This is a genomic window from Aureimonas phyllosphaerae, from assembly GCF_047943035.1.
GTDB lineage: Bacteria > Pseudomonadota > Alphaproteobacteria > Rhizobiales > Rhizobiaceae > Aureimonas > Aureimonas phyllosphaerae.
Map to the genome: position 1 here is coordinate 3,658,925 of NZ_CP181348.1, position 21,797 is coordinate 3,680,721.

The following is a 21,797-nucleotide window of genomic DNA, read 5'->3' on the forward strand; positions in this document are numbered from 1 at the left end:
TCGCCGGCAAGAGGACCGAAAGACGTCGGACGTTCCTGCAAGATAATTTCGCCTTGCAACAGGCGCGACATCGGACGCTCCGGCGTTGTTCGGCACCCGATCCATTGATCAGGGCGTGAAAACACGTCAGGATGGTGCGATAACTCGCACAGATTGTGGAGAACGTCTATTTGAACAGCAGTATAACGAAGCGGGGGTGAGTCCGTTAACCACGATCGACTCGCTTCGATCGACAAACTTGCTTTCAGCCGGATCGTGATTAGATCGTCGGCGGTCGGGCGATTCGAATATCCTCCCCGACGCCCCTGATCGGCCGCCGAGCAGCGCCAACTGCATCGACGGCCTGGCCATCACGTAGCTTTTGTGGAGCTCAGCAATGGTTGACGGCAATATCGTTGCGCCGCAGCGCGACGGCAACTGCGCGCACGCGCTTTCCGCATATCTCGTTAACGCCGCCGAGGCCCGCCGGTACCGAAAGGCGCGCCAGGACCTTCTCGACCGTGCTCCCTGCTCGGGTGATACGATCGCGATCGAGGATGCAGCGGCCGTGCTGGACTGGCACGGCCCCACGGCAATCGTCGAGCTTCTCTATCTTCTGGATCGGGGCAAGTTCGTCGCCGACTTCCAGAACGCCGACGATCGGACGATCGTCCTGCGCCGCCTCTAGTCCCGTCGGATACGTCCGCCGGGCTGAGACGTTCGGCGGACCCGAACCTCCCCGCACATGGAAATCCGCTCGCCGACTGCATTCCGCGCTCGGCGACCGTGCCGCCGCATCCCGCCCGGTATCAACCGGCGGGATGCCTTGCCGCGCCATTCGTCACCAGAGGAGTTCCCATGCACGCCCTTCCTGCACCCGTTCAGGACGACACCCAGCCGGGCGGCGCTCCGCCCCCGACACTCGGGCGCCGTTTTATCGATCTGCTGCTCGCCGATGCGGCCCGTCTGCATTCCGTCATGGCGGGCGGCGATCCGGCGCCCGACCTCGACGATCTGCCGGAGTTCGGCACGTTGCCCGGCACGACCGATGCGCCCTCGACCGACGAGATCGGCCTGTCGGTCGACGTCGCGGCGACGGCCGTTCTCCTGGCCGCAGCGTTCGAGGCGGAGCCCGGCGTGCTGCGTGCGCTGCGTACGGCCGCGCCCCTCGTCGTCTTCCGTCTTCCCGACGAAGATCTCCTGAGCGCGCTGAAGACCGTCCTTGCGGTCTGCGCGTTCGGTCGTCCGACGCCGATCGTCGAGGACGTGTCCGCGATGTACAAGCTCGCCGGCCTGCGCGCAGATCGGCGGGCTGCCGTCGTCATGCCCTGCGACGGGGCTCGGAAGCGTGACGAGCTCGACGACTGGGCCATCGGTGCGATGTCTCTCGGAGTGCCGATCTGCGCCGTCTCGACGGACCCGCAGCAAGGCATTCCGAAGCGCATCCGCACCGCGGCCGATCATGTCCTGGACTTCGGCAGGTGGACCAGGCAGGACGTCAGCCTGGTGATCGAGGCCGTCACGGGATCGGCGGTCGAGGTGCCGAACGGTCCGTGGATCGGCAGCATCGCCCTGGACGACGTCAGGTCGTCCGTCTCGCGTCGTCGCGGCGCTGCGGACTCGCTGGAGCGGCTCCGTTGGACCGTCGAGAGGAGGCTCGCAAGTTCCGAGGGGCTGCCCTGGCTCGACGACCTCTCCGGCTACGGTGAGGCGAAGGAGATCGGACTCGATCTGATCGCCGATCTGAAGGCCTACCGCGAGGGGAAGATCGGCTGGTGCGACATCGACCGCGGCATGCTGCTCGCCGGTCCGCCCGGTGTCGGCAAGACCTACTTCGCGAAAGTGTTCGCGCATTCGGCCGGCTTGCCGCTCGTCTCCGCGTCGCTTGCGCAGTGGCAGGCCGCCGGCCATCTCGGCGATCTTCTCAAGGCGATGAAGCGGACGTTCGCGGAAGCCCGGGCGGCCGCGCCTTGCATCCTTTTCATCGACGAGCTGGACTCGCTCGGCGACAGGTCGACGTTCGAGCACCGGCATCGTGACTACTCCGTCCAGGTCGTCAACGGCCTGCTCGAGCAGCTCGACGGCGCCGCAGACCGCGAGGGCGTCGTCGTCCTCGGCGCAACGAACCATGTCGGCATGATCGATCCGGCCATCGTTAGGCCCGGACGGATCGACCGCATGATCCGGATCGACCTTCCCACACCTGGCGAATTGGTCGGCATCCTCAGGACATGCCTGGGACGCGATCTTCACGGCGCCGACCTCATGCCCGTGGCGCGTGCCGGGGCCGGAGGGAGCGGTGCGGATGCCGCCTCCTGGTGCCGGAGAGCACGCGGCTTCGCCAGACGGGCGGGACGCGACCTGTGCGTCGCGGATCTCCTCGAGGCAGTGCGAGGTGACCGCACCGACCTTTCCGCCGAGGATCTCCGTCGCTGCGCGCTGCACGAAGCCTCGCATGCCTGCGCGGCAGCGGCTCTCGGCATCGGAACGATCGGATATCTGACACTCAGCGATGCGGGCGGCGCGATCCATCTGACTCCCTCGAGCGAGATCGTGACTGCGGACCGTGCGCTCCGGGACATCGTCAGCGTCCTCGCGGGTCGGGCCGGCGAGATCGTCTTCCTGGGTTCTCCGTCCGCCGGTGCCGGCGGAACCAGGGCATCGGATCTGGCGAAGGCGACCGGCATCGCCATGGCATTCGAACTGAGCTGGGGCCTCGGGCACGTCGGCCCGCTCTGGCACGGAGATCCGACGAACGGCCTGTCCGCGCTCGGGAGCCCCCCGGGGGCCATGATTGCCGTCCACAGTCTGCTGCGTCACGCCGAAGCCGAAGCTGCGCGTCTGGTGAGGCATCATCGATACGCGATCGAGCGCCTTGCGGAGCGGCTCATGGATGCGGGGCATCTCGACGGCACGGAGATCGCCCCGTTTCTCGCGGAAATTCCCGCGTTCGAACTTCGGGCATGTACAACGCCGCTTCCCCCGCAATCCTGCTCCTCGGACTGAGGAACCGCGTCGCGAAGACCTGCGGGTCGACCATCGATCGTGTCGACCCGTCACGCATCCCGACCCAAATCCGAATGACCGCAGCGATGCGGCCCATTCGGCACGCGGAGTGAGAACGTGGCCGTCATCCGCTTCACAGGCGCCGTCGTACCGCGCCGTCCCAAGGCAACCGTCATATCGCCCACCCCCGCCGACATCGGGTCGGCGACGATCATCGGCGCGGCGATCCGCTGCCATGCGCACGGCATCGACGGCCCACGCAGACGCTGGCTCGTCAGGAAACTGCGGCAGCTGACCGAAGAGGGCGATCCCGCAGCGGCGGTCGTGCTCGACCATCTGAACCGGCGCCGCCGACGACCTCTCGACGAGTAGGAGGGCACCGCTCGCCGACCTATCCGGACGACACCCTTCACCGTCATCTCTCGATCCCCCACAACGAAAGGCAGCAGTATGCAGACTGCTACGGCATCGACGGACCAGACTGCTCAGGACCCGATCTGCCCCGGCACTTCGGAAGGATCGGCAACGGCGCGTCCCGACGTCCTGGACAGGATTGCATCATCGCTCCAGGAAAGCGGCCGGTATCGGATCCTGAGAAGGATCGAACCGCGCCGCATCGTGGTACCGACGAACTCCGATTCGGCGGAAGGCATCCGCACCGGTATCGTGCTCGACACGGAGACGACCGGCCTGAACCACGCCACGGACGAGGTCGTCGAGATCGCCCTGATCAAGTTTCGCTATCGGGGCGCCGAGATCCTCGACGTCATCGACGTGTTCGAAGGCCTGCAGCAGCCTTCCGGTCCATTGTCGCCCGAGGTCTCCGACCTGACCGGGCTTTCGGACACGATGCTGTCGGGTCAGGCGATCGACGGCGAGAAGCTGTCCGCGTTCCTGGACGGCGTCGACCTCGTGATCGCCCACAATGCCAGGTTCGACCGCCCTTTTGCCGAACGTCTCGATCCGGCCTTCTCGCGCTTGGCCTGGGCGTGCTCGGCAGCCGAGGTTCCCTGGCGCAGGCTTGGCGTGGAGGGAACGAAGCTGGGATACATCCTGACGCGCTTCGGCCTCTACCACGAGGGGCACCGAGCTCTTGCGGATTGCCATGCCCTGCTCGAAGTCCTGGCCAGGCCCCCTCCTCGTGGCGACACGACGGCATTCGCACACGTCCTGGACGCATCTCGGCGCGTGACCGCCGAAGTGCGGGCCGTCGATGCGCCCTACGCGGTCAAGGACGTCCTGAAGGCTCGCAGCTACCGCTGGAGCAACGGGTCGGACGGCAAGGAGCGGTGCTGGTCACGCGAGCTGCCGGTAGAGGATCTCGACGACGAGCTCCGATATCTGGGCCGTGAGATCTACGGTCGTCCCGTCACGCTGCCGGTGACGTTTCGCGGAGCGGCCGAGCGCCACCGGCCGTAGCATAGGGTCCGCCCGACCCCGGCGGGAAGCCGCGGGGGTGCCGTATCATCACAACATCGTGCTTCCGAAGCCAGTTGACAGGATTCAGACCGAATCAGCCCCGATGTCGAATCAGGATGGATTCCAACAAGATACTTGCAGGTTTGACTCCGGGTCCGATTTTTGACTCAGCCAGACTGATTCGACAAGTAAGCCTCAAGCTGAAATCAGCCCCGACAAACGGGTTTCATTGCCTAGCCCTGCGCCTCTATTTTCGAAGCGAGGGCGATTCGTAGCACCTGCTCGTTACCGAATTCTCTCGCTCGACCGTGAAACCTGCCGACGCAGGATCAGGTGTCGGACAGACGAATGGACGGGTCGGAGTGCTTGCGTTCCGGGTCCGCCGCATCGTCGAAACGAAAAAACGCGCCGACCCGGAAGGGCCGACGCGTCCTGACACGAACCGGACCCCTCGCCGTAGGAAGCAGGGTCCGACCATCCATCCATGAGAGCCAAGACGCTCTCGGTACGCACAAGATGCCGCCCGGCCGCGATTCGGTCAAGCGTCGTCCCGTGCGATCGGGATCGGCTGGCCTCGACACGAGGAGCACTCGATGCCCGTACGCGTAGACGGAACCCGTCTCTGGGTCCCCCCGAAGTCTTCCCGCGGCAGCCGCCGCCCGCCCACCAAGAACGTCTTCTCGGTCCGGGGCGTCATCATTGACCCCGCGACGAACCGCGAGATCGTCTACGAGAGCACGCTCGAGCGCGACCTGCTGTGCATTCTGCTGGCGGACCGGAGGGTGGCATCCCTGCTCGACCAGCCGCCTGCCGTCGAATACTTCGACGATACCGGAAGGATCCGGCGCCACACGCTCGACTTCATGGCGACACTTCGCGACGGAAGGCGGATCTGGATCGCCGTGAAGCCGCAGGCCAGGGTCATTTCGAGCGGCATCGAAGAGACGCTCGAGCGGATCGGCACCGGTCCGTCGCGACACCGGGCGGATGCGGTCGTCCTGCGCACCGACCGGCACATCTCCCGCGATCGGGCCGCCGACGCCAGGATGATCCTGCGTGCCCGTCGCACCCGCGTCGCCCGGGATGTCGAAGCGGTTGCCGAATGGGTGCGTCGCACGAACGGACGCATCTCCGTCGACGCGATCTGCAACGCCCTTCCGGACATCCCGGCCGTCTTCATGCGGATCGTCAACCTCGTCGACGAGGGCGTGCTGCGACCGGTGGGGACCGGCCGGCTCTCCATGTCCACCAGCGTTCGCCACATCGGCGCACCGGCGATGGAGGCTGCGTGATGTCCCTCGTCGTATCGCACGATCGCACCGACGTCCGGGTGCCCGCCGCTCCGACGGTGCCGCGCTACAGGTTCGCGCCCACCTCGACCGTCATGATAGAGGGGACCGCGTACGTTCCCGCTTCCGACGACGAGCACGGGCACGTCATGCGGCGGGCCGACAACCCCCTTGTCGTCGAGAGCTTCACGCACGACGACATCCACGCGCTCGTCGAAGGCGGACTTCTGATCGAGAACGAGGCCGGACTGTCGGTTGCGCGCTCCGCCCTGGCGCTCGCCGAGCCGGCCTGTCGCCTGAGCGACCTCACTGCGAAGGAACGGCGGACCATCCTGTTCCGCCAGCACATGTGCGACGGGATGCTGCGCCTGATCGAGGCCGGGAAGGCGTCGAGGTCGGATGCGTCGATGTCCGAGGTCATCCCGAAGATCTACGGCGAATACGTTTCCCGGGAGATCGCACGGCAGACGGTCGACGGACGTTGCGGTACGGCCGTCACGCTGCTCAACAGCCCGAGCCCGACGACGCTCAGGAAATGGCTCCGGCGTTACGAGCGGCTCAGCCTGAAGGCTCTCTCGCTGCGTCGGCGCTACCATGCCAGCGGGAATACCGTGCCGCGTCTGGGCGAGACGGAAAGCGTCGTCATCGAGCGGTTCGCGCAACGCTACGCGAGCCGGCGGAAGCCGACGCAGGCCTCCCTCCTTCTCGAGATGAAGGCGGTCGTCGCCCGCATCAACCGGTTCAGGAAGGCACGCGGCATCGCGACGATCCGGTGTCCGGGCAAGACGGCGTTGGCGAACAGGATCGCGGCGATGAACCAGTTCCACGTCCTCGCCGGCAGGGAGGGGGTCGACGCGGCACGAAGGCGCCTCGCCATCGTGAGGAGCGAGCTCGACGTCACGGCTCCGCTCGAACGCGTCGAAATGGACGAATGCAAGCTTCCCCTGCAGAAGCTCCTCAAGGATGTGGGCGCCTGGAAGACGCTCGACGGTAGCGTCAGGACCGCGGTGGAAAAGGCGAGGCTTTGGGTTTCGACCGCAGTCGATACGCGATCGAGGTGCTTCCTTGCGCTGCGCCTGATCAGGAACCCGTGCGCTGCCGCCGCGGTGGCGACGCTGGAAATGGCGGTCTCGGACAAGACCGACATTGCCGGGGCTGCCGGCTGCAGGACCCCATGGGACATGCATGGGGGGATCGACACGATCGCGGTCGATGGCGGTTCGGCCTACATCTCGGACGAGTTCTCCGCATGCGTCGCCGATCTCGGTTGCGAGCTTCTGAGACCCCCGGCGAAGCAGCCGCGGCTGCGCGGTACGCAGGAGCGCGTCTACGGAACGATCCACACCGCCCTGATCACCATGCTCGACGGCCGCTCCTTCGCGAACGTGGTCGAGAAGGGTGACTACGAGTCCGAGGCCAACGCGACGCTGGACGAGGTCAGGTTCGGCCAGCTCCTCGTTCGATACATCGTCGACATCTACCACAACACGCCGCATGCGGGCCTCGGCGGTCAGACGCCCCGGAATGCCTGGCTCGAACTGCGGAAGAGGTTCGGGGTGCCTCTGCCGCCGACGGCGGAAGAGCGGCGGCACATCTTCGGCACGCTGCTCGAACGACGCGTGACGAAGAACGGCGTTCGTTTCATGGGGCTCTTCTACCAGTCGCCCGAGCTGTACGCCCTGCTCGCCGGTCGGTCGCGGATGGACGTTCTCGTGCGCGTCGATCCGTCCGATCTCGGAAGCATTTCCGTTCGCATGCCGAACGGTCGGCTGACGGTTCCCTGCCGACGTCACGGCATGGACGGCGTCACGCTGGACCACTGGCTGATGGCCGCCAGGAACCTTCGATCCCGCTTCAAAAAGGAGGCCGCCGCGAGCGAGAAGATCGTTCTCGATGCCGTCCGCGACATCCGCGCTGCGGCCGAGGGGGCACGCAGGCGTGCAGGTATCGCGTCGCCGATCCTCGATTTCGCAGACTACGCCCGGATCGAGAAGGCGGTGTTCACGGGCTTCGAACGCACGGAAGCGGAGATCAACGACGCCCTCTTCGACGTGGTTCGGAACGAAGGGGACGGCGTCCTCCTGCTCGAAGGCCCGACACAGGACGAAGGTGTCTCCGAAGAGCCCGAACGCCTGGCCGACACGGACGAACCGGACCGCTCCGTGTCCGGCGACGGAAACGACGAAGATCTTCTGGAGGATTGATCATGAAGAACGACGCGAAGTCTCACGACGTTCTGGCCCGGCTGCAGGCTGGGCAGACACCGGAGCGGTTGGACAGGGCACGCATGACGTCGTCCGTGTGGCGCGGCTTCTTCCCCCTCGCCCGGGACACGAAGCTGAAGGCGGAGATGGAGCATCTGGTCGATGCCTGCCTCCTCAACGTGGCGGAGGGCGAAACCAAGGGTATGCCGGCCGTCGGTCGGCTTGGAGAAGGGCGCGTGCTCGGCGTGATCGGCCCGTCCGGGTCCGGCAAGACGCGCTCGCTGCATCGGTGCTTCTCGAACATGCCGGAGTTCGAAGGCTATCTGAATGCGGACGGCGGATCGGTCCTCGTCTCGATCGTCGCTCCGTCGCCCTGCACGCTCAAGCTCCTCGGGCAGACGCTGCTGCGCAAGCTCGGCTACGACTCGACGCGGGACATCAAGGAGAACGTCGTCTGGTCGATGGTCCGCCAGATTCTTCCGATCAGGGGCGTCAAGTTCATCCATATCGACGAACTTCAGCACCTTCTCACGAACAAGTCCGAGACCGACATCCAGAAGGTGCGCGACACGCTGAAGGGCATGCTTCAGGCCCCGGAATGGCCGGTGTGGCTCGTGCTGTCCGGTCTCCCGGAGATTGCCGACGTCATCGAGAGGGACAGGCAGATCAGGCGACGTTGCCTCTTCCTCCGGTTCGAACCGCTGACGCTGGCGAACGACCGTGACGAGGTTCTCGGCATCTTCAGGCAGTATGCCAACCGCGGCGGCGTCCGGGTTCGCCGAATGCCGGGCGACGACTTCTTCCTTCGCCTCCTGCATGCATCGGGAGGCGCCGCCGGCACGACGATCGAACTGGTTCAGGACGCGGTGCTGGAAGCGGCCCGCGCCGGAGACGAAGAGGTCGGATCCGACCATTTCGCATCCGTCTACGCCAGGCGGAGCGGATGCGGGGATCAGGGCAACGTCTTCCTTGTCGACGACTGGCGCTCGCTCGACGTCATGAACGTGTCCGTCGCGGCGGCGGCGAAAGCCGATACCGAAGCGAAGAAGCCTCGCGATGTGAGGGATTCATAATGATACACCCCGATCTCGTCCCCTCCTGCCATCAGGACGAAACCCCGGCGAGCTTCTGCTCCCGCACGGCCCTTGCCGTCGGTCGCAGCGCTCGTGATCTCTGCCTCGATCTTGGGCTCCGCTTCCAGGGGCTCGTCGACGGCGATCCGGTGGAGCTGGATTCGCTCGCTCGATTGACGCATCTGCCTCAGGGCCGGTTCAACGGGCTGCCCATCGTCGGACACGGACACCGGTTCGAACTGGCCGGCCAGCTCCTCACTCGTGAAACCTTGAGCCGGAAGGCCCTGCGCGTCTGCCCGGATTGCCTGGCGGCCGATGTCGAAAGCGGCGGTGGGCGGGCGGATGTCCGACCCTACGGCCGCACGCTCTGGCTGATCGATCCGATCAGGACCTGCTTCCGGCATGTCCGGGAACTGGTCGTCGCGTCCGACGACGGCCGACCGAACTCGCTGCACGATTTCGCCGGCCTCGTCGCGCCGTCCCTAGCTTCGCTTTCCGCGGTACCGAAGAATGTGCGGAAGCCTACCCGCTTCGAGCACTACGTGGCGGACAGGATCGCCGGCGGCGCCCCGGACGGCTGGCTGGCGCCGCTCCCGCTCTATGCCGTCTGCCGGATGGCGGAAGTCGTCGGCGCGACGGAACTTTTCGGACGGCGTTACCGCACGGATGAGCTTACCGAGACCCAGAAGTATATGGCGGATTCAGTCGGCTACGACATCGTCAAAGGTGGCGAGCAGTCCATCCGCTCGTTCCTCGAGCGGCTTCAGAACCGCTTCGTCGCGTCGAAGACGACCTGGGGACCGAGAGCGACCTTCGGGCGACTTTATGAACTCCTCGCCTACGAGTGCGAGGACGCGGCCTATGATCCGCTCCGAGATCTGATGATCAGGCACGTTCTCGAGACGATGCCCGTCGGTCCGGGCGACGATCTCTTCGGTAGGCCTGTTCCCGAACGTCGTCTGCACTCGATCCATTCCGCCGCGCTGCAGTCCGGGGCGCACCCGAAGCGGCTTCGGAAGTTGGCGAAGGCTGCCGGGATCATCGGGAAGGAGACGGACGCCCTCAGCGATGACCGGGTGCTCGTCGCCGCCGAGCGGATGGATGTCTTCCTGGGGCACGTCGCCGGCTCGATGTCGCTGAAGGCGGCTGGCAGGTATCTGGGGGTGGAGCGGCCCGTGGACATGCTCCTCCTCAAGAGCGATCTCTTCGAGCCGTGGATCGAAGGCGGTGCTGACGGCCTCGGCGATCACGCCTATCGTCGCGCCGATCTCGACCGCTTCCTGGCGACCGTTCTCATTCGCAAGGGTGATCCGGACGCTGGCGACCTCCGGCCCGTCGGCGAGGCAGCGAAGCGAGCGAACTGCTCCATCCTGGAGATCTTCCGCCTTCTCGTCGCCGGGCGGCTCGAAACCGTCGACCTCGATCCGAGCGCCAGGCGATGCGCGGCAATTCTGGTCAGGGTCGAGGAAATACTGCCGCTCGTACGGCAGCCCGATCACGGCGGGATGTCCCTACGAGATGCGGAGCGGCGTCTGCAACTCTCGAACCGAAGGATGAAGGAACTCCTCGATGCCGGCCATCTCCACTTTCGGCACGCCCGCAACCCGGTGAACCGCTGCGAACAGACGGTGATCGACGAAGCCGACGTCGCGGCATTCGAAAACCGTTACGTGCAGCTCTTCCATTTCGCGCGAGGAGCGGGCGTGCCTCCTCGGCGGATGCGGACCATCTTGAGCGGAAACAAGATCGAGCCCGCCTTCGTGATCGGACCGACCATCTTCTACGAGAAGTCGAGATTGACGAACCTTCCGGGGACGAGCCCCGGCTGATCCGATTCCGGATCGAATGCGGAAACAGCCCTCGGCGGAAACGCCGGGGGCTTTTCTTTGTGGCGAACTGCGAAACACCTGGATGCCGCAATCCGCCGTCTTCGGATTGCCTCACCTTTTCCCGGCGTTATCTTGAGGATCGAGGCATTTAGGGAGCGGCAATGGCTGCTGGCCGAGGCAATCACGTCTAGAGATTGCAATGATTACAGATACTTGCAGAAACCCTGAGGCATCCTTTGGCGGTCGTGACATCGGCGCCCGAAGATCGTCTTCGGACGTCGTTGCCCCGCCGCGAAACGCCTCGGCGTCAGTTGGAAGGCGGTCTAACCCTACGAACGCCGCCGACCGCCTCGCAAGGGCGGTCGGCGATTCTCGTGGGAACCTTGAGTGTTCGCGGAGGAGCGACTCGGTTCGCGAGAAGCGAGCGGACTTGCCGCACGAGCCCCGCATCGCGGTCTGACATCGGAGCTCAGCGCGGATGAGAGCTCTCGATGACAAGAGAATCTGACCCTCCGTTCCGGAGGTTGATGCGACCGGAACCACAAGAAGACAACTCCTTCGGACGCGTTAGAGGGCCGTGAACATCGGTCCGACGCCTTTTGCCGGGGACGGCAGATGTCCCGAAGCGCCGACTGCCAGCACCAAATCGAATTGCGATCAGGCGCTGACAGGCTGGTGCTTCACCGGCTCCTCTCGCCCGACCCTTGACCGGCTTGGCGCAAGGGGTTCTCGGCGAGCAGCGACAGGGCCTCGTCGTCGCTCATGGCGGCGGGTCGCTCGCAGCGCGAGGCGACGGCCAGGCTTCGGCCTTCTTCCGCGGAGCGCAGGATGGTGAGCATGACGTCGAGGATGTGGAAGGCCCACTCGCCGCTGACGCGCGGTGGGCGTCCGTCTCCGATCGCACGCGCCATCTCCGCAAGACCGAGTCCCCGGTAGTTGGCATGGATCGGCTTGGCCGCAGGATAGTTCGCGCGGCCATAGAAGCGGTCGGCCATGTCCTGGCCGGACCAGACGTCGCGATCGACCGCACGCTCGATGCGCCCCCCGAAGAAGTTCGGATCGGGAACCCGCAAGGAAGCCGTTTCGCCATGCAGCTCGATCGGCGCATGCGCATGTTTCCAGACGTCCCAGCTCGCGAGCAACGTCACCTGCGCGCCGCTCTCAAAGCAGAGGACCGCATGGACTGTCGTCGGCACCTCGACCGGAATGCGCTGGCCGACGTTGGGCCCTTCGGCGGTGACGATCCGTTCCTTCAATCCGACTCGACCAACCGCAGTGACGGTCGAGACCGGCCCGAGGAGCGTGACCAGAGCGCCGATGTAATAGGGCCCCATGTCCAGCACCGGCCCGCCGCCCGGCTGGAAGTAGTAGGCCGGTGCCGGATGCCAGTGCTCCATCCCGCGCGACATGATCGTCGCGACGCCCGAGATGACCGGACCGACCGTTCCGTCATCGATCATCCGGCGGCAGGTCTGAAGACCGGGTCCGAGGATCGTGTCGGGCGCGGAGCCGACCTGTAGTCCCCTCTCCCGAGCCTTCATCACGATCGCCTCGCCATCCGCGCGCGAGGTCGCGAGCGGCTTCTCCGTGTAGACGTGCTTGCCGGCATCGAGTGCGCGGAGCGAAACGGCGGCATGCGCCTCGGGATTGGTGAGGTTGAGGACGATATCGACGTCGGACGATGCGTAGAGTTCATCGAGCGTCATCGGACGGAGGCCGTACTGTCCTGCCCGTGCCTCCGCCGCTTCGGGCCGCATGTCGGCGCAGGCGGTAAACCGGATGTCGTTGAAGAGTGCGGCATTGCGGAGGTAGATGTCGGAGATCACTCCGCAGCCGACGAGGCCGATGCGCTGCACCATGGTCTCAGTTTCCCTTCTCGAAGCGCCCGAACGCGTCGATCGTCCGGCGCGCGAAACGGCTGAAGTCGCTCGGATTGTCGTGCTCGGCGATCATCAGGTCCGCACCGGCGGCACGGCCCCTGGCCCAGAGCGACGACCAGTCGAGCGTTCCATCTCCCACATCGGCCCAGCCGTCCTCGTCGGTCTTGGTCCCGGCTTCGGCGATGTCTTTCACATGGAGAGCGGAGACCCGCCCGGAATAGCGCTCTAGCCACGCAGCAGGATCTTCGCCGCCGCGCACCACCCAGGCGAGGTCGGCCTCCCACTCGATCGCGGAATCGGCGTCGAGGATGTATTCGAGCGGACGGCCGCCGCCCTCGACCTCGCGCAGCTCGAAGTCGTGGTTGTGCCAGGACGCCCTCAGACCCTCGCCCTTGATGCGCCGGGCGATGGCCCCGATGCGCGCGCCGAAGTCGCGCCATCCCGCCGCGTCCTTCGGCCGCTGGTCTGGCACGACATAGGGTAGCACGAGGATTTCGTTGCCGAGCATGCGTGCGATATCGAGCGAGCGGTCGAATTCGTTCTCCAAGAGATCGACGCTGAAATGACCGCTGCGGGCGGTCAGGCCGTTGGCCTCCAACCCGGACTTCAAGGCCGGAACGTCGTCGTAGAGCCCGCGAAAGCACTCGACGTCAGTGTAGCCGAGTTCGGCGAGTTCGCGCAGCCGATCGGCGAGCGGCGGTGCGTTCCGGGCGGAATAAAGCTGCATGGAGAAGGTCGTCATGAGGCACTCCCTGTAACGAAAGAGTTAGGGGCATCCGGCCATGGCGCGGCCGATGGACCGTCCGGGCTGACCGTCGGAATCGCGTGGCGGCGTGGCGCGGTGGTTCGGGCCTAGAGGCGCGCGCCGTCGGGCGCGAAGATCGAAGCCTTGCGCAGGTCGAGGGTGAAACGCAGCGCCTCGCCGACGCGGTGCCGGCTTTCGCCGTCCGTGCGGATCGCGAGCGGCTGGCCGCCGAGCCGGGTCCAGAGCAGGGTGTCGGCACCCATCGGCTCCACCACTTCGACCTTCGCCTCAGCCTCGACGAGCCCCGGCGCATCGGCGAGGCCGAGGCGGATGTGCTCCGGCCGCAGGCCGAGCGTCGCCTCGCCGAAGGGCGGTTCGCCGCCCGACACCTCGTAGCCCTGAAGCGGCAGCACGTCGGTGCCGGCGAGAAACTGGCCGTTCTCGATCCGCCCTTCGATGAAGTTCATGGCGGGCGAGCCGATGAACCCGGCGACGAACCGGTTCACCGGGCGGCGATAGACCTCGCCCGGCGGGCCGATCTGCTGGATCAGGCCGTTCTTCATCACGACGATCCGGTCGGCCAGCGTCAGCGCCTCGATCTGATCATGCGTGACGTAGATCATCGTGTTGCCGAGGCTTTGGTGGAGACGCTTGATCTCGACTCGAAGCTCCGCCCGCAGTTTGGCGTCGAGGTTCGAGAGCGGCTCGTCGAACAGGAAGACGTCGACCTCGCGCACCAACGCGCGGCCGATGGCGACGCGCTGCCGCTGACCACCCGACAACTCGGCCGGCCGCCGCTTCAGGTAGGGCTCGAGCTGCAGCATCTTGGCCGCCTTGGCGATCCGCGTCTGGATCTCGGCCCTCGACACCCCGTTCATCCGAAGACCGAAGGAGAGGTTTTCCTCGACACTCATGCGCGGGTAGAGCGCATAGGACTGGAACACCATGCCGATGCCGCGATCCTTGGGTTCGGACCAGGTGACGTTGCGGCCGGAGATCCAGATCTCGCCGTCCGTGATGTCGAGAAGCCCGGCGATCGCGTTGAGGAGCGTCGACTTTCCGCAGCCGGAGGGCCCGAGCAACACCAGAAACTCGCCCTGCCGCACTTCGAGATCGAGCCCGTCGATCGCCTTGTGCGCGCCGTAGTGGATGTCGAGCTCGCGCACCGCGACGCTCGCCGGATGGACCGTGGATATCATCATCCCTTGACGCTCCCCGCTGCGATGCCCCGCACGAACCAGCGGCCGGACAGGAGGTAGACGACGAGCGGCACCAGCGCCGTGAGGATCGTCGCCGCCATGTTGACGTTGTAGAGCTTCTCGCCCTGAGCCGAATTGACGATGTTGTTGAGCTGAACCGTCATCGGCAGGTTCTCGCGGCCGGCGAAGACGAGGCCGAGAATGAAGTCGTTCCAGATGCCCGTGACCTGCAGGATCACCGCCACGACCAGCATCGGCGTCGACATCGGCAGCATCACGTGGACGAAGATCTGCCAGAAGCCGCCTCCGTCGATACGGGCGGCCTTGAACAGCTCGACCGGCAGCCCCGCGTAGAAGTTGCGGAAGAGAAGCGTCATCACCGGCAGGCCGAAGATGACGTGGACCAGCACGATGCCGGGAAGCGAGCCGTAGATGCCGAGCGTCGAGAAGATGCGCACCAGCGGATAGATGAAGACCTGATAGGGGATGAAGGCGCCGAGCAGCAGCACCACGAACAGGATGTTCGCCCCCTTCACGCGCCAGAGCGATAGGGCGTAGCCCGTCACCGACCCGAGGGCGATCGATGCGATCACCGATGGAATCAGGATCTTCACGGAATTGAGGAAGCCGACCTGAATGCCGGAGCAGTCGAGCCCTGTGCAGGCGGTGGACCAGGCGGCGACCCAGGCCTGGAAACCGGGATCGGACGGCCATGCGAAGATGTTGGCAAGGCGCACCTCATCCATCGTCTTCAGCGAGGTGACGACCATGATGTAAAGCGGCAGGAGGAAGAAGGCCGCCGACAGCCCGAGGAAGGCGTAGAGGCCGACGCGGCCTGCGGTGAGCCGACGAGGCCGGCGGCCGCGATTGGCCGCGGCACGATCGAGCGTTGCGGGCGAGATCGTATCGATCGCAGCCATCAGGCGCCTCCCCTCTCCTTACGGAAGTATTCGGCGTAGATCCACGGCGCGAGCACGCACAGAACGGTGACGAGGAGGACGGTCGAGGCCGCCGCCGCGAGACCGATATTCTGCCGCTCGAAGAGGTAGTCCATCACGTATTTCGCGGGCACCGCTGTCGAGGTGCCGGGACCGCCGTTGGTGAGAGCCACCACGAGATCGTAGACCTTCACCACCGCGATCGAGAGCAGCACGACGGATGTGATGATCATCGGCTTGAGCAGCGGCAGGACGATCGACGTGTAGACGCGCCAGGGCGGGATGCCGTCGACGCGCGCGGCCTTCCAGAGGTCCTCGTCGACGCCGCGAAGGCCCGCCAGCATGAGCGCCATGACGAGGCCCGCGGACTGCCAGACGCCGGCGATGACGACGGCATAGATCGCCATGTCGCGCCGCACGACCCAGTCGAAGCGAAAGCTCTCCCAGCCCATCGCCTGCACCGCTTCCTGGATGCCGAGCGTCGGGTTCATCATCCACTGCCACACGAGGCCGGTGACGATGAAGGACATCGCGTGCGGGTAGAGAAAGATGGTGCGGAGCCCATCCTCGCCGCGCACGCGCTGGTCGATGGCGACCGCGAGGAGGAAACCGAGCACAAGGCAGAAGCCGATGAACAGCACGCCGAACAGCGCCATGTTCTGCAGCGAGATCAGCCAGCGCGCATCGCCGAAGAGGCGCTCGTACTGCTGCGTGCCGACCAGCGTGTTGACCGGCAGGAGCCGGGAGCCGGTGAAGGACATCCAGACCGTCCACCCCATCGTGCCGACATAGGCGAAGAGGACGATCAGGATCGTGGGGGACAGCGCGACGACCGGAGCGGCCGAGCGCAGGGTGCGCGTCGCCATGGGCGGGCCTCCTTTTTCAGCGTTCGGTCAGGCAGCGGGCCGCCGCGACGACGGCCCGCGGTCCGCTCAGTCGGCCGAGCCGATCACGGAGGCGAAATCCGCCGCGAAGTCTTCCGGCGTCGCCGCCGGATCGTTGAAGTAGGAGGTGATCGTGTCCTGCAGCGCGCCCACCGTGTCGGCGGAGACGTGGAAGTTGACCGAAGGTACCTGGTTTGCCGGATCTCTCACGAGTTCGGCGCCGCGGCGCGCACAGGCGTCCATACCCGACACGTCGACGTCGGTGCGCACGGGGATCGAACCCTTCTTCTCGTTGAAGGCGATCTGCGTGGCGGGATCGAGCATCGTTCGGGCCAGAAGGTTCTGCGCCTCGGTGGCGGCACCGCCGCCGAGCTTGGGAAACACGAAGACGTCGCCGCCCATCACGTACCCCGTCTCGCCCGGCACAAGCGCACAGCCGGCAACCCCACCCGGCGTCATGCCGGCGGCGATGAAGTCGCCCTTCGCCCAGTCGCCCATGATCTGCACGCCGGCCTGACCCGTGATAACCATGTTGGTCGCGTCGTTCCAGTTGCGGCCCGGCGCGCCGGCGTCGACATAGTCGCGCATCCGATGAAAGGTTTCGGCGACCTTCTGGAACGCCTCGGAGGTGATCGCCTCCTCGTCCTTGTCGCGATAGACCTTCAGGAACAGGTCCTTGCCGCCCTGCCCGAGCAGCACGGCGTCGAAGACGAGCGCTTCCTGCCAGGGCTGGCCGCCCCAGGCGATCGGCGTGACGCCGGCGGCCTTCAGCTTGTCCATATCGGCGAAGAAGGCGTCGAACGTCTTGGGCGCCTCGGTTATGCCGGCCTTCTGGAGCGTTGCGGTGTTGTAGAACATCCAGTTGTGGCCGTGGATGTTGATCGGCACCGCATAGAACTTGCCCTCGCGCGAGGCCGCGTTGACGATCGGCGCGGGGATCACGTCGCGCCACCTGCCCTCGCCGGCTACGGTGTCGAGATCGACCAGAAGGCCCTGACCAACGAGGTCGTCGAACTGGCGGCCGGTGTTGAACTGCGACGAGGTGGGCGGATTGCCGCCGACGATCCGGTTGATGGCGGCAGCCCGCAGGTTCTGCCCTCCGGCGATGGCCGCGTCGACCCAGGTGCCTCCGGCCTTCTCGTAAGCATCGGCGAAGACGCGGACACCCGCAGCCTCGCCACCCGAGGTCCACCAGTGCATGACTTCTGCACGGTTCGGTTCCTGCGCCGCCGCCCCCGTCAAATGGGCGCAGAGCATCGTGGCGCTCAGAAGAGCGCCGCGCATCAGTTTCGACATGGTATCTCCTCCCAGAGACGTCTCGTTCGACTGATGTAATCGATTACAATCCCGAGGCTATTCGACATGGTAATCGATTACAAGTATGCCTTGCTGTAATTCGTCATTGCGGAGCAGCATCACGTGAATGGGAGGCAGGCCACGGGGGCCGGACGGGGTGCACGGATTGGCGATGTCGCGGTCGAGGCTGGCGTGTCCACCGCCACGGTCAGCCGCGCGCTCGCAAGCCCCGATCAGGTGAGCCCGGAACTGCGGGCCCGCGTTCAGGCGGCTGTTGCCAAGCTTGGTTACACACCCAATGCCGCAGCGCGGCAGTTGCGCATCAAGCGCAGCCGAACGGCGTTGGTGGTGACGCGGCGTCGCTGGAGCGCCCCGTTCTTCGCCGAAGTTCTGCGCGGACTGGACGAGGAGTTTTCCGCCGCTGGCTACGCGATGGTCCTCGGTAACGTCGATGAGGACGGCGGCGAACGCAGCCGTCAGCTCGTCGACATGATGTTCTCGGGCACGATCGACGGTGCGGTGCTTCTGTCGGGCCGTGTCGCCGCAGCCGACGGCCGCACGATGTTCGAGGCGGGCCTCCCGCTGGTTTCGCTCTGCGCCGCGATCGAAGGCACGCACACGATCCTGACCGATGAGGGCGAGTGCATCGCACGCGGCGCCCGCGAGCTTCTGAGGCTCGGCCATTGCAAGTTCCTGTATCTGCCGGGGCCATCCGACAACTACAACGAGCAGGTGCGCTGGGCGGCCCTGGCGGAGGTCTTTGCGTCGGCCTCGACGGACGCCACGGTGTCCCGCGCGCGGCAGTGCGATTTCTCGCTCGCAGCCGGCGTTGCGGCCGCGAGGGACTTCCTGTCCATGAAGCAGAGACCGACGGCCGTCATCGCCGTGTCGGACGAGAACGCCATCGGCTTCCTTCAGACGGTGCAGGAAGCGGGCGTCAGCGTCCCGCACGACGTGTCCGTTCTGGGCTTCGACGGCATCGAGTTCGCCGACTTCTGCCGCCCGACACTTTCCACCATCCGCCAGCCGCGCCTGGAGCTCGGCCAGGCCGGTGCCCGCATCCTCCTCAAGGCGATCGAGGCGGGACCGCCGCTGTCGTTATCACGCGAGATCCTACCCAACGAGCTGCAGTTCCGCGGATCGACCGGACCGGTCTGCGATAGCTGATCGGTCAAGTTCGTGACGAGTTCCGAAAGCCGGATTTTCCACGCGATCGATGGCATGTCTTTCGGCAACGAACCGGTCGTGACGTTCAGTCGCTCGACCGCGCCGAATGCGTGACGGACCGCCCGTCGCTGCCGAACAGCCGCAGCTTCTCCGGGCTGGCGGCCAGACTCACGGCGGTACCTCGCGCCAGCTCGACGCTGCCCGGTAATTTCGCGACAAGCGGCTCGTCCTCACGGCCGACGTCGACATAGACCAGCGTCACCTCACCGAGATCCTCGGTCAGCGTCACCGTTCCCTCCACCAGCGCCGCCTCGCCCGCAACCGCCAGGGAGAGATCTTCCGGCCGAACTCCGAGATGCAGTTCGCTCTCTTCACCGGGCGGCGGTGCCAAGGGTACGCGACCAGTCCCGCCCTTCAGCGAGAGACCTCCGCCGGACGACGTCAGCGGCAGGATGTTCATGGCCGGCGAGCCGATGAAACGGGCGACGAAGAGATTGTCGGGATCGTTGTAGAGTTCCAGCGGCGTGCCGACCTGCTCGACATGGCCCTTGTTCAGGACCACGATCCGGTCCGCCAGCGTCATCGCCTCCACCTGATCGTGGGTGACGTAAATCATGGTCGTGTCCGGCATGCGCTCATGCAGGCGGGCGATCTCGATGCGGGTCTGGACGCGAAGCGCCGCGTCGAGGTTCGACAGGGGCTCGTCAAACAGGAAGACCTTGGGGTCGCGCGTGATGGCGCGGCCGATCGCCACGCGCTGGCGCTGGCCGCCTGACAACGCCTTCGGCAGGCGGTCGAGATAGGGCTCGATCTGCAGGATCTTCGCGGCCTCGCGCACCCGCCGGTCGATCTCGCCCTTGGACTGCCCTTTCTCGAGCGTCAGGCCGAAGGCCATGTTGTCGTAGACCGTCATGTGCGGGTAGAGCGCGTAGGACTGGAACACCATGGCGATGCCTCGCTCCTTGGGCGTCGCCTCGTTGACGACGCGACCGTCGATCGCGAGCGTGCCGCCGGTGATGTCCTCCAGTCCCGCGATGGTCCGCAGGAGCGTCGACTTGCCGCAGCCGGACGGGCCGACGAAGACGACGAACTCGCCGGACGGAATATCGAGGTCGATGCCGTGCAGCACCTCGACCGACCCGTAGGCCTTGCGAACGCCGGTGAGCTTGAGATGGGCCATCGGTTCTGCCTCCCCGTCAGTCGAGTTGGATGAAGGCGGCGCCATGCCGCGCGAGGTTCAGTCGCGATCCCTCCAGCCGGGCGCAGAGAGCGCCGGCTTCGGACAGGAGCCGCACGGCGCCGAGATCATGGGGCAGCGCAAGATCCGCGGCTTGGCGCGACAGGTTGAAGACGCAAAGCAGGCGTTCCGAGCCGGCCGTCCTCGTGAAGGCGAGGCAGCCCGCCCCGAGGTCGAGGAAGGCGATATCGCCCTTCACCAACGACGGATGCCCGGCGCGGAAGGACAGGAAGCGGCGATAGGTTTCGAGCAGCGAACCTTGCCGTCCCTCCTGCCGATCGACCGCCAGAGCCAGATGCTCGGCCGGGATCGGAAGCCAGGCGCGCGCGCCGTCAGTAAAGCCGGCATTCGGCGCCTCCGCCTCCCAGACCATCGGCGTGCGACAACCGTCGCGCCCCTTGATGGTCGGCCAGAAGCGCTTTCCCCAAGGATCCACGATGTCTTCGAAGGGAATGTCGGCTTCCGTCAGCCCGAGTTCCTCGCCCTGATAAAGACAGACCGAGCCGCGCAGGCTGAGAAGCAGCACGGCGGCCAGACGCAGGACGGCGTCGCGGTCCTCCTCCCCCTCCGCCCAGCGCGTCGCGTGGCGCGTCACGTCGTGGTTGGAGAAGGCCCAGCAGGCCCAGGCATCCGTACCCCCCTCGATAAACCGCTCGATTACCGGACGGATGTCGTCGATCGAGGGTAGCCGGGTGTTCAGGAAGTCGAATGCGTAGCTCATGTGGAGCCGGTCGCCGCCTTGCGTGTATTCGCGCATCAGTTCGACGCCGCGGATCAGTTCGCCCACCTCCCCCACAGCCGCAGCCGCAGGGTACTCGTCGAGAAGCCCGCGAAAGCGCTCGAGGAAGGCAAGATTCTCCGGCCGGTTCTTGTCGTAGAGGTGATCCTGGCGATTGTACGGGCGGTCGCGCGGCGCGGTGCGCTCGTTCCAGTCCGCCTCGGCGAGCGGCGGGTTGTCGCGAAGCCCGCCGTCGTGGAAGTAGAAGTTCACCGTGTCCAGCCGGAAACCGTCCACTCCCCGATCGAGCCAGAAGCGCACGACGTCCAGCATCGCGTCCTGAACCGCCGGGTTGTGAAAGTTGAGATCGGGCTGCGAGATCAGGAAGTTGTGCAGGTAGTACTGCTGCCGCCCGGCATCCCACTCCCAGGACGAGCCGCCGAAGTTCGACATCCAGTTGCTCGGCGGCGAGCCGTCCTCCTTGGCGTCGGCCCAGACGTACCAGTCGGCCTTCGGATTGGTACGGTCGCGCCGGCTTTCGACGAACCAGGAATGGCGATCCGAGGAGTGCGAGAGAACGAGGTCGATCATGACCTTGAGGCCGAGGCGATGGGCCTCCGCCACCAGCGCATCGAAATCGGCCAGCGTCCCGAAGATCGGATCGACGTCGCGGTAGTCCGACACGTCGTAGCCGAAGTCGTCCATCGGCGATGTGAAGAAGGGCGAGATCCAGAGCGCGTCGGCGCCGAGCGCGGCGATATGGGAAAGACGCTGCGTGATGCCCGGAAGGTCGCCGATCCCGTCCCCGTCGGAGTCCTGGAACGAGCGCGGATAGACTTGGTAGATCACCGCGCCGCGCCACCAGTCGCGGTCGGGAGCGGGCGCTGCCGCGGCGAGCGCGGCGGTCGCGGGCGTCGGGAAGTCGAGCATGGAC

17 protein-coding genes are annotated in these 21,797 nt (G+C 66.0%); 9 read left to right on the forward strand and 8 right to left on the reverse strand.

Going from position 1 to position 21,797, the window contains the following annotated elements; translation table 11 throughout:
- Positions 1-376 precede the first annotated feature (376 nt).
- From ACLNGM_RS17505 to ACLNGM_RS17540, 8 genes are all read left to right on the forward strand, one after another.
- The gene (locus ACLNGM_RS17505) at positions 377-667 is read left to right on the forward strand and encodes a hypothetical protein (RefSeq protein ID WP_294642445.1); all 291 of its coding nucleotides are present in this window, start codon (positions 377-379) and stop codon (positions 665-667) included.
- A gap of 170 nt (positions 668-837) precedes the next feature.
- Positions 838-2,985 (forward strand): AAA family ATPase, encoded by a 2,148-nt coding sequence (locus tag ACLNGM_RS17510; protein ID WP_416355907.1) that lies wholly within the window; start codon positions 838-840, stop codon positions 2,983-2,985.
- A gap of 117 nt (positions 2,986-3,102) precedes the next feature.
- Positions 3,103-3,357, forward strand: a complete 255-nt coding sequence (locus tag ACLNGM_RS17515) for a hypothetical protein (protein WP_416355908.1) — start codon at positions 3,103-3,105, stop codon at positions 3,355-3,357.
- A 78-nt stretch (positions 3,358-3,435) separates the two neighbouring features.
- Positions 3,436-4,404, forward strand: coding sequence for a 3'-5' exonuclease (locus ACLNGM_RS17520; protein ID WP_416355909.1), 969 nt, complete (start codon positions 3,436-3,438; stop codon positions 4,402-4,404).
- A 593-nt stretch (positions 4,405-4,997) separates the two neighbouring features.
- Positions 4,998-5,696, forward strand: coding sequence for a hypothetical protein (locus ACLNGM_RS17525; RefSeq protein ID WP_416355910.1), 699 nt, complete (start codon positions 4,998-5,000; stop codon positions 5,694-5,696).
- The gene (locus tag ACLNGM_RS17530) at positions 5,696-7,897 is read left to right on the forward strand and encodes a Mu transposase C-terminal domain-containing protein (protein ID WP_416355911.1); all 2,202 of its coding nucleotides are present in this window, start codon (positions 5,696-5,698) and stop codon (positions 7,895-7,897) included. Before ACLNGM_RS17525 ends, ACLNGM_RS17530 begins: the two co-directional genes overlap by 1 nt.
- A 2-nt stretch (positions 7,898-7,899) precedes the next feature.
- Positions 7,900-8,970, forward strand: coding sequence for an AAA family ATPase (locus tag ACLNGM_RS17535; RefSeq protein ID WP_416355912.1), 1,071 nt, complete (start codon positions 7,900-7,902; stop codon positions 8,968-8,970).
- Positions 8,970-10,799, forward strand: a complete 1,830-nt coding sequence (locus ACLNGM_RS17540) for a TniQ family protein (RefSeq protein WP_416355913.1) — start codon at positions 8,970-8,972, stop codon at positions 10,797-10,799. The genes ACLNGM_RS17535 and ACLNGM_RS17540 overlap by 1 nt, the downstream gene beginning before the upstream one ends.
- Before the next feature lie 680 nt (positions 10,800-11,479).
- Here ACLNGM_RS17540 and ACLNGM_RS17545 read toward each other — a convergent pair.
- The 6 genes from ACLNGM_RS17545 to ACLNGM_RS17570 all read right to left on the reverse strand — a co-directional run bounded on the left by ACLNGM_RS17545 (position 11,480) and on the right by ACLNGM_RS17570 (position 17,741).
- On the reverse strand, positions 11,480-12,658 hold the full coding sequence (locus tag ACLNGM_RS17545; RefSeq protein WP_416355914.1) for a Gfo/Idh/MocA family protein: 1,179 nt from the start codon (positions 12,656-12,658) through the stop codon (positions 11,480-11,482).
- 4 nt (positions 12,659-12,662) lie between these two features.
- The gene (locus tag ACLNGM_RS17550) at positions 12,663-13,421 is read right to left on the reverse strand and encodes a sugar phosphate isomerase/epimerase family protein (RefSeq protein ID WP_416355915.1); all 759 of its coding nucleotides are present in this window, start codon (positions 13,419-13,421) and stop codon (positions 12,663-12,665) included.
- A gap of 110 nt (positions 13,422-13,531) precedes the next feature.
- A complete protein-coding gene (locus tag ACLNGM_RS17555; protein ID WP_416355916.1) occupies positions 13,532-14,626 on the reverse strand; it encodes an ABC transporter ATP-binding protein in 1,095 nt (364 codons plus the stop codon).
- Positions 14,623-15,543, reverse strand: coding sequence for a carbohydrate ABC transporter permease (locus ACLNGM_RS17560; protein WP_416355917.1), 921 nt, complete (start codon positions 15,541-15,543; stop codon positions 14,623-14,625). The genes ACLNGM_RS17555 and ACLNGM_RS17560 overlap by 4 nt, the downstream gene beginning before the upstream one ends.
- The gene (locus tag ACLNGM_RS17565) at positions 15,543-16,427 is read right to left on the reverse strand and encodes a carbohydrate ABC transporter permease (protein ID WP_090958010.1); all 885 of its coding nucleotides are present in this window, start codon (positions 16,425-16,427) and stop codon (positions 15,543-15,545) included. The genes ACLNGM_RS17560 and ACLNGM_RS17565 overlap by 1 nt, the downstream gene beginning before the upstream one ends.
- A gap of 66 nt (positions 16,428-16,493) precedes the next feature.
- The gene (locus ACLNGM_RS17570) at positions 16,494-17,741 is read right to left on the reverse strand and encodes an ABC transporter substrate-binding protein (RefSeq protein WP_416355918.1); all 1,248 of its coding nucleotides are present in this window, start codon (positions 17,739-17,741) and stop codon (positions 16,494-16,496) included.
- A gap of 192 nt (positions 17,742-17,933) precedes the next feature.
- Between ACLNGM_RS17570 and ACLNGM_RS17575 the strand changes: the two genes are divergently transcribed.
- Positions 17,934-18,908, forward strand: a complete 975-nt coding sequence (locus ACLNGM_RS17575; RefSeq protein WP_416355919.1) for a LacI family DNA-binding transcriptional regulator — start codon at positions 17,934-17,936, stop codon at positions 18,906-18,908.
- An 85-nt stretch (positions 18,909-18,993) separates the two neighbouring features.
- Here the strand turns inward: ACLNGM_RS17575 and ACLNGM_RS17580 are convergent, their stop codons facing one another.
- Positions 18,994-20,088, reverse strand: a complete 1,095-nt coding sequence (locus ACLNGM_RS17580; RefSeq protein ID WP_416355920.1) for an ABC transporter ATP-binding protein — start codon at positions 20,086-20,088, stop codon at positions 18,994-18,996.
- A gap of 16 nt (positions 20,089-20,104) precedes the next feature.
- Positions 20,105-21,793 (reverse strand): alpha-glucosidase family protein, encoded by a 1,689-nt coding sequence (locus tag ACLNGM_RS17585; RefSeq protein WP_416358480.1) that lies wholly within the window; start codon positions 21,791-21,793, stop codon positions 20,105-20,107.
- Positions 21,794-21,797: the final 4 nt, after the last annotated feature.